The organism is Plectonema radiosum NIES-515 (genome assembly GCF_025753815.1).
In the GTDB taxonomy this organism is placed as follows: Bacteria; Cyanobacteriota; Cyanobacteriia; order Cyanobacteriales; family Nostocaceae; genus Hassallia; species Hassallia radiosum_A.
The window spans coordinates 1-14,294 of record NZ_JAOWRF010000044.1; the positions used below are offsets into that span (position 1 = coordinate 1).

General features: G+C 41.2%; 14 protein-coding genes. 10 read left to right on the plus strand and 4 right to left on the minus strand.

The window, feature by feature from the left end:
* Positions 1-1,242 precede the first annotated feature (1,242 nt).
* From hetF to OGM63_RS03195, 8 genes are all read left to right on the plus strand, one after another.
* Entirely contained in the window at positions 1,243-3,705 is a 2,463-nt protein-coding gene (hetF, locus tag OGM63_RS03160) for a cell division protein HetF (RefSeq protein WP_263744057.1), read from the plus strand.
* A 101-nt stretch (positions 3,706-3,806) separates the two neighbouring features.
* The gene (locus tag OGM63_RS03165; RefSeq protein ID WP_263744058.1) at positions 3,807-4,409 is read left to right on the plus strand and encodes a Uma2 family endonuclease; all 603 of its coding nucleotides are present in this window, start codon (positions 3,807-3,809) and stop codon (positions 4,407-4,409) included.
* A 348-nt stretch (positions 4,410-4,757) separates the two neighbouring features.
* Positions 4,758-5,435: a hypothetical protein gene (locus tag OGM63_RS03170; RefSeq protein WP_263744059.1), complete on the plus strand. Its 678-nt coding sequence runs from the start codon at positions 4,758-4,760 to the stop codon at positions 5,433-5,435.
* Positions 5,436-5,754: 319 nt separating this feature from the next.
* A complete protein-coding gene (locus tag OGM63_RS03175; protein ID WP_263744060.1) occupies positions 5,755-6,096 on the plus strand; it encodes a DUF6883 domain-containing protein in 342 nt (113 codons plus the stop codon).
* Entirely contained in the window at positions 6,086-6,331 is a 246-nt protein-coding gene (locus OGM63_RS03180; RefSeq protein ID WP_263744061.1) for a DUF4926 domain-containing protein, read from the plus strand. Before OGM63_RS03175 ends, OGM63_RS03180 begins: the two co-directional genes overlap by 11 nt.
* A 161-nt stretch (positions 6,332-6,492) precedes the next feature.
* Positions 6,493-6,747 (plus strand): hypothetical protein, encoded by a 255-nt coding sequence (locus OGM63_RS03185; protein WP_263744062.1) that lies wholly within the window; start codon positions 6,493-6,495, stop codon positions 6,745-6,747.
* Between the two features lie 7 nt (positions 6,748-6,754).
* Complete coding sequence (locus tag OGM63_RS03190; RefSeq protein ID WP_263744063.1) at positions 6,755-7,096, plus strand: type II toxin-antitoxin system VapC family toxin; 342 nt, start codon at positions 6,755-6,757, stop codon at positions 7,094-7,096.
* A 193-nt stretch (positions 7,097-7,289) separates the two neighbouring features.
* The gene (locus tag OGM63_RS03195) at positions 7,290-7,844 is read left to right on the plus strand and encodes an NAD-dependent epimerase/dehydratase family protein (RefSeq protein ID WP_263744064.1); all 555 of its coding nucleotides are present in this window, start codon (positions 7,290-7,292) and stop codon (positions 7,842-7,844) included.
* A gap of 195 nt (positions 7,845-8,039) precedes the next feature.
* Here the strand turns inward: OGM63_RS03195 and OGM63_RS03200 are convergent, their stop codons facing one another.
* The 3 genes from OGM63_RS03200 to OGM63_RS03210 form a co-directional block, all read right to left on the minus strand.
* On the minus strand, positions 8,040-8,261 hold the full coding sequence (locus tag OGM63_RS03200; RefSeq protein WP_263744065.1) for a type II toxin-antitoxin system HicA family toxin: 222 nt from the start codon (positions 8,259-8,261) through the stop codon (positions 8,040-8,042).
* Positions 8,258-8,488 carry a type II toxin-antitoxin system HicB family antitoxin gene (locus tag OGM63_RS03205; RefSeq protein WP_263744066.1) on the minus strand — a complete coding sequence of 77 codons (231 nt, stop codon included), beginning with the start codon at positions 8,486-8,488 and terminating at the stop codon, positions 8,258-8,260. Before OGM63_RS03205 ends, OGM63_RS03200 begins: the two co-directional genes overlap by 4 nt.
* Positions 8,489-8,616: 128 nt before the next feature.
* Positions 8,617-9,423 (minus strand): type 1 glutamine amidotransferase, encoded by an 807-nt coding sequence (locus tag OGM63_RS03210; RefSeq protein WP_263744067.1) that lies wholly within the window; start codon positions 9,421-9,423, stop codon positions 8,617-8,619.
* A 390-nt stretch (positions 9,424-9,813) separates the two neighbouring features.
* Here OGM63_RS03210 and OGM63_RS03215 point away from each other — a divergent pair, with 390 nt between their 5' ends.
* The gene (locus tag OGM63_RS03215; protein WP_029632267.1) at positions 9,814-10,215 is read left to right on the plus strand and encodes a hypothetical protein; all 402 of its coding nucleotides are present in this window, start codon (positions 9,814-9,816) and stop codon (positions 10,213-10,215) included.
* 192 nt (positions 10,216-10,407) lie between these two features.
* Here OGM63_RS03215 and OGM63_RS03220 read toward each other — a convergent pair whose 3' ends face one another.
* Positions 10,408-11,745 carry a Mur ligase family protein gene (locus tag OGM63_RS03220; RefSeq protein ID WP_263744068.1) on the minus strand — a complete coding sequence of 446 codons (1,338 nt, stop codon included), beginning with the start codon at positions 11,743-11,745 and terminating at the stop codon, positions 10,408-10,410.
* 235 nt (positions 11,746-11,980) lie between these two features.
* Here OGM63_RS03220 and OGM63_RS03225 point away from each other — a divergent pair.
* Positions 11,981-14,294 (plus strand): chloride channel protein (locus OGM63_RS03225; protein WP_263744069.1); only part of this gene is annotated, 2,314 nt, incomplete at its 3' end.

The following is a 14,294-nucleotide window of genomic DNA, read 5'->3' on the forward strand; positions in this document are numbered from 1 at the left end:
ACTAGGGGAGTGAGTTATCAGGGTGCATCTACCAATTAACTGTTCTCAAGTTTTACACACTCCTCCGGAGAAATATGTGTATAAAAATATTGTGATTTATTGTCATAAAAAACCCCCTAGCAGGTATAAACCAACTAGGGGAGTGAGTTATCAGGGTGCATCTACCAATTACTTGTTCTGAGAGAAACTAGTATACTCCGGATAAAATTGAGGAACTCTTCAAAAAAAGCACTTGGCAAATTACCTAGTAAGTAGACATCTCCATAAATGAACTATGCGTTGCCCAAAACCCTTGTAGTGACGTTAAATTTAACGTCACAATAATTCTTTTTCAAATAGGTTGTCTAGTGATTCATCGTTTCAAACAAGTGCTAAAGCACCCACTACGATCTGAAAATTTACTTTGTCTTTTAGGAATAAGCGCAAAACTAACCTCAAATTCTTGGGGCAATTCAAGGTTTTGGCGATTTTTGGCGTAAGTCCTGTCTTTGTAACATTTGCGTTCTTGGCTATTCCATTGAGTGAAAAATCTGTTTAGTAAAGTATTACTAAGAAATATTTTGATCGCCACCAAGTTGACAACTTGAAAATAATGTTAATTAAAATACCAAACAAAAAATCCCCCAGCGAGTGGCAACCAACTAGGGGAATTGAGTTATCAGGGTGCATCTACCAATTATTTGTTCTCAGTTTAACAATCGTGCTCCGGATAAATTCAGGAAAGCGGAGATGGGAACTGTGTGTAAAACAAAACTTTATTCTGTGGCGAAACCGGATATACTTAGTAAATTATCCGACTCATATTTGATTTTGAAAATACACCTAGGGTTCGACTTATTGGGGTGTGGATTTTCCGGACTCAATAGAGTCCGTTGTGTTAGCGCCAAGTACGGCACGGTCTTTTATTGTTTGGTGGGTTAGGACTCTGCCGTAACGCACCCTACGTATACTGGCTAAATTGAGTGTGTGAAAAATTGTTGAGATCGTGGTTAAGCATAAAAAACCCCCGACTTGGGTGTAAAGCCAACCGGGGGAATTGAAGATCAAGGTGCATCTACCAATAAAGTGTTCTGAGCGGAATCATTGCAATCCGGATAAAGTTGTAAACAGGGAGCAACGCAAAACAACTCAAATCAGAAACATTAAGTGTCAAGATGCATCTAAGGTATCAGAAGAAGCGAAATATCTATTTGAAAATGAACCACGTTTCAAACCAGATTTAGGAGGCGAACAGGAGAAGTTGTGACCCAGGAATTTCATATTTCCGTAACCCCAGTAGGGCAAAATGGCTACTTGGTGCGGACGGAACAAGTCGCGCCTGGGGTGCCATTGGCAGAAGAATTAGTAACTTGGCCTGTCGCTGATTGGTTGGCGGCTGCGGGGCATTTGATGAATGACCCGTTGAAGTCGGTGTTGCAAGGAGATGCGATCGCTCTTAATGTCAACTTGGTGGCTTTGGGTCAACAATTTTATAACGCACTGTTTAAAGGCACTCTCAGAGATAGTTGGATTACAGCCCAGGGTATTGCCCAGCATCGGCAAGAGGTATTGCGCCTGCGGTTAGGGCTAAAAGATATCAGATTAGCGCGTTTACCTTGGGAAGTGATGCACGCAGGCGATCGCCCTTTGGCAACAGGACCTTATATTGCTTTTTCTCGCTTCCAAACCGGAATTCACCTGCCATCTCCTCTGCTATCAACAAATATACCAACACCTTTAGAAGAAGGTGGTATTAAAGTCTTAATGGCGATCGCTTCTCCTACAGATTTAGTCCGTCTGGATTTGCTCAAAGAAGAAGCAGTCAGATTGCAAGCTGAACTTCGCCATCACTCACCACGCTTTTCGGAAACTGGCAATTATCTCCCAGAAATCGAACTTACTCTGTTAGAGCAACCAGGGCGAGAAGAATTAACACAAGCTTTAGAACAAGGACGATACCACGTTCTGCATTACTCTGGTCATAGTAACTTAGGACCCAACGGCGGCGAAATTTATCTTGTAAATAATAGAACTGGTTTAACAGAAACTCTCAGTGGCGACGATTTGGCAGGCTTGCTGGTTAATAATAACATTCAAATGGCAGTGTTTAACTCGTGTTTGGGGGCATACGCTGCTACTTCCGATCCGGCTACTGACACGGGGGAACGCAACTTAGCAGAAAGCTTGGTGAAACGCGGTATCACAGGCGTTTTGGCAATGTCAGAACGCATTCCCGATGAAGTAGCGCTGACACTGACACAATTGTTTTACCGCAACTTGAGTCAGGGATATCCTGTAGATTTGTGCGTCAGTCGAGTCCGTCAAGGCTTAATTTCTGCCTATGGTTCTCTTCAGATGTACTGGGCATTACCAATTTTATATCTCGATCCGAAATTTGATGGTAATCTGACACCGGAAATTACTTTAGGCGAAAATGTCGAGTCTTTTGGTGAGTATAATCCCCCATTGATGGGAAATTCAATGTACTCTGGTGGGGCGAATGAGATGGAAATGCCTTTACCAATGGAGGATATGATACCTTCTGGTATGGGGCGTGATTCGGGGTTGGACTGGCTAGGTGAAGATACTTGGGGCGATTTAGTTGATGAAATTGAGTATGATGACTCAAACTATGAAGAAGATTCGGCGATCGTTTCCGATTTGTTTCGGCAAATTGATCGTCAAAACACAGCAAATGAGCAACCTTATGTCACTGCGGAATTGATACCAAAGCCTCAAGAAGATAATATCTTGGGAAGACCGATTTCCGGAGATATGAGTTCTTCTGATGGCGAAACTCCGATATGGGGAGATTGGGATAATGCAAATAACCCGCAAGTAGCAGTGAGCCAGGAAGTGCAAACAAGCGCTACACGTCGGAAAAAACCGCGATTGTGGGCGATTGTTGGTGTTGTGGGAGTTGGTGCGATCGCCTGTGCGATCGGTTTAAGTTCTTTATGGCAACGACAATTTCCCAACTTTTCCGAGCTACCAGAAATTCCAAACCAGTCTCAACCAGCTCCAAATCATAACCCAGAAATCGACTTAAAGACATCTTCAACGGGAATCGTCACTGCCACCGCTACTCAGAAATTGGCTCAGGGTGACTTGCAAGGTGGTCTACAAGCTGTGGAAGAACTACTCAGCCCTTCGCGGAATGCATTTGGGGCTGCACAAGCTGCCCTCGATTTGATTGGGTCATCCCAAGCTAACGATCCTGCGGTTAATTTTCTTAAAGGGCGAGTTGCGTGGCAAGCTCTGCAAACTGGTGACAAAACATACAGTGTTGATGATGCCCGCCGTTATTGGGAAACTGCTGTGAAAGCCAAACCAGACTCGCTTTTGTATACAAACGCTTTAGGATTTGCTTACTACGCAGAAGGCAATATGAATCGGGCTAATGATTCTTGGTTCAAAGCCTTGAATTTGGCTCTCAAACAGCAAAATAAATCTGGCTATACCCCAACAGCAGCGACTCCCCCAGTCGCGACACCGGAGGCTTTGACTTCCTATGCCGGATTAGCTTTAGGCTTGTATAAATCTGCAAATCAACAGCCAGAGAGTAAGCGATCGCAATATATGACTGAAGCCATCAAACTCCGACAATTAGTGGTAAAAGATGACCCGGTAAATTTTTTACCAAATAAATTAGGTAATAATTGGCTGTGGACAGAGAAGGCTATCCAAGATTGGCGATCGCTCCTACAGGTTAAAGGTGGGGAGTAAAATAGGATTGTGTTTTGGGTATCCTCACCCTAGAAGGGTGGGGCTACACAAACGAAGCCCACCTTCGTGGGCTATGTAAACGCTTTTGGGGCTTATATATCATGCAAGTTACTGAAAAGCAATACTATTCCCCAGAGGAATATTTAGTACGAGAAGACGCTGCTGACTACAAAAGCGAATACATCGATGGTGAAATTATTCCTATGGCAGGTGGATCTACCAATCATAATCAAATAGCAGGCAATTTCTATGCCGAGCTAAATTTTGCTTTCAAGAAACTAGATTATCTAGTGTTTATGAGTGATGTGCGTCTGTGGATACCTTCTAGACGCATTTACACTTATCCTGATGTGATGATAATCGCAGGAGAACCAGAGTATTTGAATGACCGTACAGATATGATTACAAATCCGAGAGTGATTATAGAGGTGCTGTCAGAATCAACTCAGGGGTATGACAAAAAGGGAAAGTTTGAGTTTTACCGCACGATACCTAGTTTTGAAGAATATCTGTTGATTGACCAAACTAAAGTTTATGTAGAACAGTATTCTAAGACGGCAAATAAGCGTTGGTCATTTCGTGAATATGATATTGAAGATGAAGCGATCGCTTTAGCATCTGTGCAATTTGAAATTTCTCTTGAAGATGTGTACAACAAGGTGAAGTTTGCAGATGTAGATGCACTCAATGAGTCAGGAAATTAAGGATGGAATAGAATTCGTGTTGATGACAATGTTTTGGTTCAAGCGATCGCGCTTTTTTCAAATTGAATCATCCCATGACCTGGAATTGATTAGCGCGGTAGATTTTACCATATTCATGTCCTCTAAGTAAGTCTGCGATAAAAATTTAATATTCTGTGAATAAATATAAATTGTCTGTAGGGTAGTTTACCTGAATTCCTCTATATTATTATTAGCAATCCTAAATAATTTGTGGAAAAATCAGATACTCGGCTTTTTTAATAAGTCGGGTATCTAAAGATTGTCTATTTTCACAAACGAAATAGGATGGCTTATACGCTTCTAAATCTCTTCAAATGGAGTTAGACCATGATACAAATAAGAGTTGTTTCTTTTGTAACATTCGTATTAACCCTTGCAACTACATCTACATCAACTCTGGCATTGAGTCAAAGTCTAAATAAACCGAACACAGTTGAACTGCAAAAACCCATCAAGTTGGTGCAGAATACGGCTATTTTTAATAATTTCAATAAATATACAGCTGTACATGAACTTATTCAATATGACAAAGTTTGGAACTCACTTTTTTCTGCTAACGGTGAGGAATTAGAAAAACTTTTTCAATATCTCATCCCTGCTTCTAAGCAATTAGCTGAATATCATAACAATAATGCTATTGGGATGGAGCGTTATATCTCAGATGCTCAGAAGAACAATGGTGATGTTAAATTTCTAAGAGCTTTAAGAGAATTTAGCCTAGAAGCATCAGAGTACTATCAGCTTAAGAATCAATATTTGATACAATACCAGTTGTATAAAAAGTCTGGTGACACAAATGCTATTGTACGTTTAAATCAAACAATCGGACAGTCGATTAAAACCCTAGATAAGAGGGTTGGAGCAGATTTCAAAAGGCTCAATAATTACTTTATAGCTAATATAGCATCCCCACTAATTCTAAATCCGTTTTTAAATGGAATACCAACATATGACTTAGGAGGGGGTGCTATTAGATGCGCTAACCAAACGTATATCTGTAAGTAGGCAGATATAATTAAGTATACAGGAAAGTGCGATAAGATCGAATACATGTAGAGACGTAGCACAGAATAGTCTCTACAAGGTTTTAGGTTTTATATATGTACTTCATTTACCTGAAATCTGCTGTAAGATAAAACCTCAAAAAGCCGTTAGCTTGCCTGAAAGCCAAAAAATGCAACATCGTTTTTTTAGATAAGCTTAGATTTTGTAGGGTGCGATCGCCTAGTTCTAGAAGCTTAACCATAAGGATGAATATGTAGATTTCACGGTGTCACTATTATTGCGGAAGCAACGAAGCGGGTAAAGTCGTAGAAACAGTTATATGAAAATTCCGCCTGATGCTATTATTGCCGACGAAAAAATCACCTGCTATTTATTAGTACCAAGAGAACAAGATGATAAATCAAAATTTCTCGCCCAAGCTGGATTTACACAAGAAAACCCAGAACTCTTAAAAGCAGCAATTCGGCAACTGGCAGATTCAACAGCAGCAATACAAGATAGAGATAATGAATATGGGGTGTTCTATCGCGTCACTGGTGAATTAATCGGCTTAAACCAGCGAAACTTAGCAGTGATTACAGTTTGGCTGCAAAGGGCTGTTGACGGCAAGTTTCAGTTTATCACCCTTAAACCTAACAAGGAGTCTTCAGATGAACTTTGAATTATACCAGCGTGTCGCTTTAAATCGTGACTTAAACGAATATCAATTAAAAAAAGGTGATGTGGCAACTTTAATTGATTTTGTCCCTCATCCTAGCAACACAGAACAAGGATGTGTTCTAGAAGTATTTAGTGCTACTGGTAAATCAATAGCTGTTGTCATCGTTCCCATAACTGATATTAAGCCACTGAAAAATCATGAAATTTTAAGCGTTCGCTCTTTGGTGGAAATTTAGGTCTAGGACCTCAACTGTGTCGTCAGATACGGGTTCACCTGAATCTTGAAGAACTTCAATGTAAAGAGTAATCGCTGTTTTTTCTGATAAGCTGAGATTTTGTAGAGTGCGATCGCTCTAATTCTAAAAGCCCAATTATTCCGAGCGCGAAAATTAAAACAATGAATCATACACTAAGGTTACAAATACCTGAAGCGCTGTATGAACCGCTGCTCAAGGTAGCAGCAGAGATGGGTCGAACACCTGAAGAATTAGCTATTGACTGGCTTGCAGCCGCTGTGCAAGAGTATGTAGACGATCCGCTAGAAAAGTTTATTGGTGCATTTAGCAGCAACATTCCAGACTGGGCAGATCAACACGATCGCTACATTGGACAAAGCTTGATAAATACAGGAAATACTGAAGAAAACAGCTAAGACCAAAATGCCCGATTTGTTTGGAGATACGTCTTTTTGGGGAAATTTGATCGATCAAACTCAAAATTACCACACGCTTGCAGCAACTTTGTATCGCACAGCCCGCCAACAACAGCGTAAAGTAATTATTACCAACTATATCATTTCTGAGTTAGTGGCTTTACTGACAAGTCCGCTACGGATACCCAGAAACACGACGATCGCATTTATTCAAGGGCTGAAAACTTCACCATATGTTGAAGTTATCCATGTGGACGCTGCACTTGACACCCAAGCTTGGGATTTGCTGGTGAGTCGAGAAGATAAAGAATGGAGCCTAGTAGATTGTTCAAGTTTTGTAGTAATGTAGCAACGTGGTTTGATGGAAGCGTTGACTACAGATCATCACTTTGAGCAAGCTGGCTTCATTCGTCTTTTAAAATGATAAATACGACAGTTTTTAGTGGCTTGTTGTAGCAATAATCGTGGTATTCATGGCAATCTTTTGGTTAAGGCGATCGCGCTTGATTAGGATAATAAATTATCGCCCTTAATTTTAACTCATGAAAGTGTTAGTCACCGGAAATCAAGGCATGATTGGTTCAGTTATAGAAGCCACCTTAAAAACTGAAAGATTTGAGGTGATTGGCTTTGACTTGGCAGATGGTGACGATATCCGCAACTTAGATTCGGTGCGTGATGCAGCAAGTGGATGTGACTTTATTGTGCATCTTGCAGCTTTGCTGGGTTACAGCGATGAGACTGCTGAGGATATCATGCACACTAATCTTCTTGGTACTTGGCACGTACTTTTAGCAGCAGCCCACGCAAAAGTTAAGCGTATTATCTTCTTTAGCAGCGTTGACGTTTTAGGCATCTTTAAGGGTGAGAGAACCCCAGACTATCTCCCACTCGACGATAACCACCCCTGTTATCCAAAGACTACCTACGGCATTTCAAAATATCTTGCTGAAGAAATGTGCCGATTATTTACAAATAGTACTGGTATATCAACGATTTGCCTTAGACCACCAGGTGTCTTTGACGAAGACGTTTACAACTATATTCGATCACGTCGTCAAGCTGAACCAGAATTTGAGTGGAAGCCGTTTTGGTAACAGGGGACCGTGGGAATAAGTAGCGATCGCATTTCGATAAAAGCGAATATATTGACGGTGAAATTTTTCCTATAGCGGGTGGATCTACCAATCATATTATGTCCGTTTAATTAACAGTAACAAAAACCTACCTACCGTCGTAAAGACGTTCCACTGGAACGTCTCTACAGTATGTGTGATAAGCCTGTCATGATATCACAACAGTTCCACAAATTCGTCCACATTCAACCCTACTTGTCGGATAATCACACGCAAAGTGCCCCGATCTAGCTCATTGTGGTCGGGGACACTAACTGTAGTTTTAGGTTCTTCACGAACCAAAATGATGTGGCTCCCACGCTGACGATTTACAACAAAGCCGATTTTTTTCAGTGCTTTGACACACTCTGCACCTGAAATAACAGGTAATTTACTCATACGAGTACGACCTCAACTGTGTCGTCAGGTACGGGTTCACCTCGATCTTGAAGAACTTCAATGTAAAGAGTAATCGCTTCAGAGATGTTTGCCAAAGCCTCTTGACGAGTTTTTCCCTGGCTAATGCAACCCGGTAAACTCGGCACTTCGACAACAAAATAACCGTCTTCGCCAGGGTACAATAGTACTTTGCGCTTTGGTTTGGCTTGAGGCTTTGCCACAGTCATTACTTGATTACTCAGTTACTCCATCTGGATGCTAACACTTTAGTCGAATGAGTTATTTGAGCGATCGCCCATAACAAAATCAGGCTGGCAGAGTTATTAAAAAATAGCTGAAGTATCTCAAAAAAATGTTACATATGTGCTGTAATAGCAGATGGTGTGACTTTCAAACGCTTAAACATTGCTTCACGCGCTTGCATTGCTAAAGTATCATCTAAAGGCTTCAAAGAAATCGGTTGTTGATATTTCAGCCGCAACGCTGTTTGAATTAACCAATCTGCGACAAAGGGATTTTTTGGTAACAAGGGACCGTGAGAATAAGTAGCGATCGCATTTTGATAAAATGCTCCTTCTGTCCCATCTTCACCATTATTACCTAAGCCGTACACTACTTTACCTAAAGCTTCTACTTTTCCCAGCTTAGTGCGTCCACCGTGATTTTCAAAGCCAACTAAATACGCTTTACCACCCGTCATCTCTTCTAAATCTCGCGCTAAACGAGTTGCCGTAACTTCTATCACCAAGTTACCGATACAGCGCTTGGTGTTTTCACCGGGATGGACGGAAACTAAATCAAGTATTCCCAAACCTTCAATTCGCTGTCCCAAACCTGGTTCATAATAATGTCCCAGCAATTGGGGTGAACCACAAGTAAAGACTCCCGGAGTACCATTTTCAATTTTCTCCCGCATTGCGCCCGCTTTCGCACCTTGCAAATCGCGCATGACAATTTCTTGCTGACGGTCTTGTGCCCCACCACCAACAATCAAATCTACCGACTTTATATCATCCCCAGTAGCGTTTTGATCCAGGGGTAAGACCCTTACATTGTACCCCCGCCATTGTGCACGGCGTTGTATAGTGATAACATTTCCGCGATCGCCATAAGTACTCATTAATGTCGGATATAACCAACCTATTGTTAATTCAAGACTCATAAATCCTCCTATAAGTAATAATTCATAACTTTGTTTTTCTAACTATGGTCGCAAAATCCGTGCATATCTAAAGATAATTAAGTAATTTCGGTTTGGGTAAGCATATCGTGAATTTGTCCTCAATGATGTATTTGCGGCTAAAAAAATATCATCAACATCTTGCATTGGTTGGTGTAAATTTTACCTTTATTGAACTTTTCTTGAATAAATTACGATTTGAAGTACTTACTTTCGCAATTATTTTTGTATTTGAAGTCACAGTTTTTCTAGTTTGACAATGTGTCGTTTTCAAATTTGAAAATATATAACATTATTGAGAAAATGATTCGTGTTAAGTCGTAAAATTACAGGGTGCATCCTTGTTTATTTCAACACCTGGCAAATTATCATATGGATTGTAAAACTGCTACTTTAGTCTACCAAACTGAGAATCATCTCGAAAAAATTAGCGAGATATTTCCCGAAGCTTGGAAATTTTTAGAGGAAGTATCTTTTGCATATGTTCAAGGCAAAGAAGACAAGTTTGACTCCGATATTAGAAATTTGGTAGGTGAAAAACCTTTCAAATTTAGAATGGTTCACCGTGATGATAGAGACCAACTCACAAAAGACCTTTCCGACTTATTAGGAGATATTACATCGCGTTTATTACTAGAAAAGCATTTTTCGCAAGTAGTTGGTCAGCAAGTATTTTTTAGCACAATTTGTTGTAACAGTCATTTGACAACCGACCACGAATTAACTTTAGAAGAAGTTCTACCTTTACAACGTGCAGCTGTGAAGTTGCAATAATTGTTGGTTGATAGTCAAGAGTCAATAGTCAATAGTCAATAGTCAATAGTTATCAACTATAGCAATCCTAAATAAGAGCGTGAAAACCCCTCTCCTTGTAGAGACGTAGCATTGCTACGTCTCTGAGTGGGTTTTTATTTTTCATGAATCATCTAGGATTGCTATATCAACTATCAACTAACCACTCCCAAATTATCTAATCTTCTTACCCGTCAGCGCTTCTCGCACATCTAGCATGGCTGTATAAGTAGGTAAAATATGTAAAGTTTCGTTAATTGGCGTGCGTTCTAAAGCAGTATTGATAGCTTGACGCAAATTTTCTTCCACAATTAGATTAAAATTGCTTTGGGGAGAAGATTCACTGTAGCGAAGACGTAACGCCATATCAAAAGCGCGATCGCCACTAACTACCAAAGTACCTCCACGTTCTACCAATTTCTCTGTATCAACATCCCAAATCCAAGAAACATCTTCGCCATCTTGACTTTTATCATTCAACACTAGCAAAGTTGTTTTATCACTGCTTTGAGTTACTACTCTAATAGTTTCATTTGTGCCTACAGGATTTTTTGATAACAGAATTCTGACATTTTTGCCATTAATTTTTAATTCTTCAGCTCGACCGAAAGCAGCTTGAAAGTTAGGAATTGTATCGCGGATAGTTGCTTCATCAACACCTAATTCTTTCGCCGCAGTAGCAGCAGCTAGAGTATTATATTTGTTATACAACCCGACGAGAATTTGCTGCCATTCACTGCTATCAAGAGTTGGTTGACTTCTACTAAATCCGCAACTAGGACAAGAATATTCACCCATATGGGATAAATAAACTCCTTTGTAGTCTAAAGCGTGTCCGCATTTGGGACAATAAATAGAATCAACAGCATGGGGAATTGCTTCTAGATAGTTTTCTGGTTCATTCAAACCGAAGAATGAGACTTTCTGCTGAGATAATTGTTGACCAAGATAACAGATTGTGGGATCGTCAGCGTTGGCGACAACGATAGTTTCAGGAGATAAAGTAGCGATCGCCTTTGTCCAACGCTTACTAATGGTATCAACTTCCCCATATCTGTCAAGTTGGTCGCGGAACAAATTTAAACAAAGAATCAGCTTTGGTTGAATTGGTGCCAAAACAAGAGGCACAATATTCTCATCCACTTCTAAAATGGCGTAATCAACATCCAGCTTACCTAGCAAGTTGGAGTTTTCCATCAACGCGGTAATCAAGCCATTTTCCAGGTTTGCACCTGTAGAATTATGCGCTACGCGGTAGCCTTGACGTTGTAGTATCTCACATAAAAATAGCGATGTTGTAGTTTTACCGTTAGTACCAGCAATCAGAATTATCCCGTTTTTGACTTGCCGACTCAATAACTGCAATAATTGGGGTTCAATGCGACGAGCAATTGAGCCTGGTAATACACTAGCAGCACCCAGACGAAGCTCGCGCACTCCAAAAGTTACACTTTTTGCCACCGACACTGCGATCGCTAGTCTCAGTCTATCTATAAATTTATTTTTTTCCACATTAGTATCCTAATTTTATCGCGGTTACTAGCTTCTAGCCTTAAGGGGACAAGGGGGACAAGGGGGACAAGGGGGACAAGGGGGACAAGGGGGACAAGGGGGACAAGGGGGACAAGGGGGACAAGGAAGAATTTATCGGATTACCAATGCCCAATGCCCAATGCCCAATACCCAATGCCCAATACCCAATACCCAATGCCCAATGAGTGTTTTTTAATTTAAATCTTTAATGTTTATGTCGCTTGCTGTTCTGACTCAGCGGTTTCGCCGTTTTTGGCAGCCTAGAAGAGGTTTAGCGATCGCCGAAGCTTGTTTGATTGGTATCGTCGCTGCTTTATCTGCTGTATTTCTTAAATTCGGATCGGGATGGTTAGGGACATGGCGAGTTCATACATCCCACGTTTTCCCAGCATGGTTCGTGTTACCAGCAGTTGGTGTGACTTTTGGCTTTATCGCTGGATTTTTAGTGGAAAGACTCGCACCTGAGGCTTCTGGTAGTGGTATTCCTCAAGTTAAAGCTTCTCTTGCGAATGTTCCAATGAATTTATCATGGCGCGTGGCAGGTGTCAAGTTAATTAGTGCAATTATTGCTTTGGGATCGGGAATAACTTTAGGACGACAAGGACCTACCGTCCAATTAGGAGCGGGTTTGGCTGCGGGAATGAGTCGCTTGGTTCCCACTTCTCCGGATCATCGCCGACAAATGATTGCTGCGGGTGCAGGTGCGGGTTTGGCAGCAGCTTTCAACGCTCCCCTCGCTGGGGTATTCTTTATTGTGGAGGAGTTACTTCAAGATTTATCAGGAATGACTCTGGGAACTGCCATCATCGCCTCGTTTATTGGTGGGGTAATATCTAGGCTGTTGGGTGGTGGCAATTTGACGCTGAATTTGCAATCATCAACTTATTTTAGCACCTTCTCAATTCCAGAAATTCCCTTTTTTCTGCTGTTGGGAGTTCTAGCGGGGTTGCTAGGTGCTTTGTTTAATAGCGGCTTGATTGCAAGTATAAAATTTTATCGCAGTCTGCATATCAGCTTACCATTACGGGTGGCGTTAGCTGGTTTAGTTTCGGGAATTATCATGGCAATGCTGCCTGCGTATTTTCGTGATAATACTGGCTTAAGGGAGCAGATAATTACTGGTAATGCCAATGCTTCATGGGCAGCGATCGCCTTTATCGCTCAGTTTATCTTAACTTTGATTGCATTTGGTTCGGGAGCGCCGGGAGGCTTATTTGCACCCAGTCTCATTTTAGGTTCTACCTTAGGCTATTTAGTCGGTGTCGGTGAGTTTCACCTTTTGGGTGGGGGTTCTCCAACAACTTATGCACTAGCAGGAATGGGAGGATTTTTCAGCGCTGTTTCTAAAGTACCAATCACCGCAATTGTGATTGTATTTGAGATGACTACAGATTTCAATCTGGTGCTACCTTTAATGATTGTTTCTGTGACATCTTATTTAGTTGCTGACAAAGTTGTGCCTGGGTCATTGTATGACAAACTATTGTTAATAAATGGCATAATTATTAATAAACAAGTTTCTAGTGAAGGAATATTGACACAGTTAACTGCAAAACAAGTGATGCAGGAACGAGTGGAAACTCTAGAAGCAGAGACAACTTTAGAAGAAGCAATGCAGGCATTTGCTCGTTCTCATCATCGTGGTTTCCCGGTGGTAGAAGAAGGTAAGTTAGTCGGAATTGTCACCCAATCAGATTTACTCAAAATAAGCGATCGCAATCTTGCAAATGATATTCCTTTAAGGGAAATCATGACCAGCAGTCCGGTGACAGTATCACCCACCCATAACTTAAGCAATGTACTATATTTATTAGACCGTTATAAAATCAGTCGCTTGCCAGTACTCCAAGGACGAAAGCTGATTGGGATTATTACCCGTGCAGATATAATTCGCGCTGAAGCAAATCATCTTAATTGTACAAATGCATCATCAGGATCGCAACTTGAACCATCTTATATAGTTTACCAAACGCGATCGCCTAGCATTGGCAGAGGTAAATTATTAATACCCATCGCTAATCCCGAAACAGCAGCAACTTTATTAGAAATGGCTTTCGCAATTGCCCGCGATCGCCATTATGAAATAGAATGCATCCAAGTCATGCTCGTATCCCGTCACAGTTCCCCATCAGAAACAACTGTCAGAACCGCAAAAAGTCGTCGCTTGCTTAGACAAGCCGAAGTGATGGCTAAAAAGTGGGAAATTCCCCTACATACACAAATTCGCGTTGCCCACGATGCAGCCCAAGCAATTTTAGAAACTATCAACGAACAACATATAGATATACTTTTAATGGGATGGAAAGGAAATACATCTACCCCAGGTAAGATTTTTGGTAATGTTGTCGATACCTTAATTAAGCAAGCTACCTGCGATTTGATGTTGGTGAAGTTGGCTGCCGGTGTTGAGACAAGGGAACATGGGGGACAAGGGGGACATGGGGGACATGGGGGACATGGGGGACAAGGGGGACGACTTGGAAAAATTTCTCCCTTGTCTCCCCCCTCTCCCCCCCTCTCACACCCCC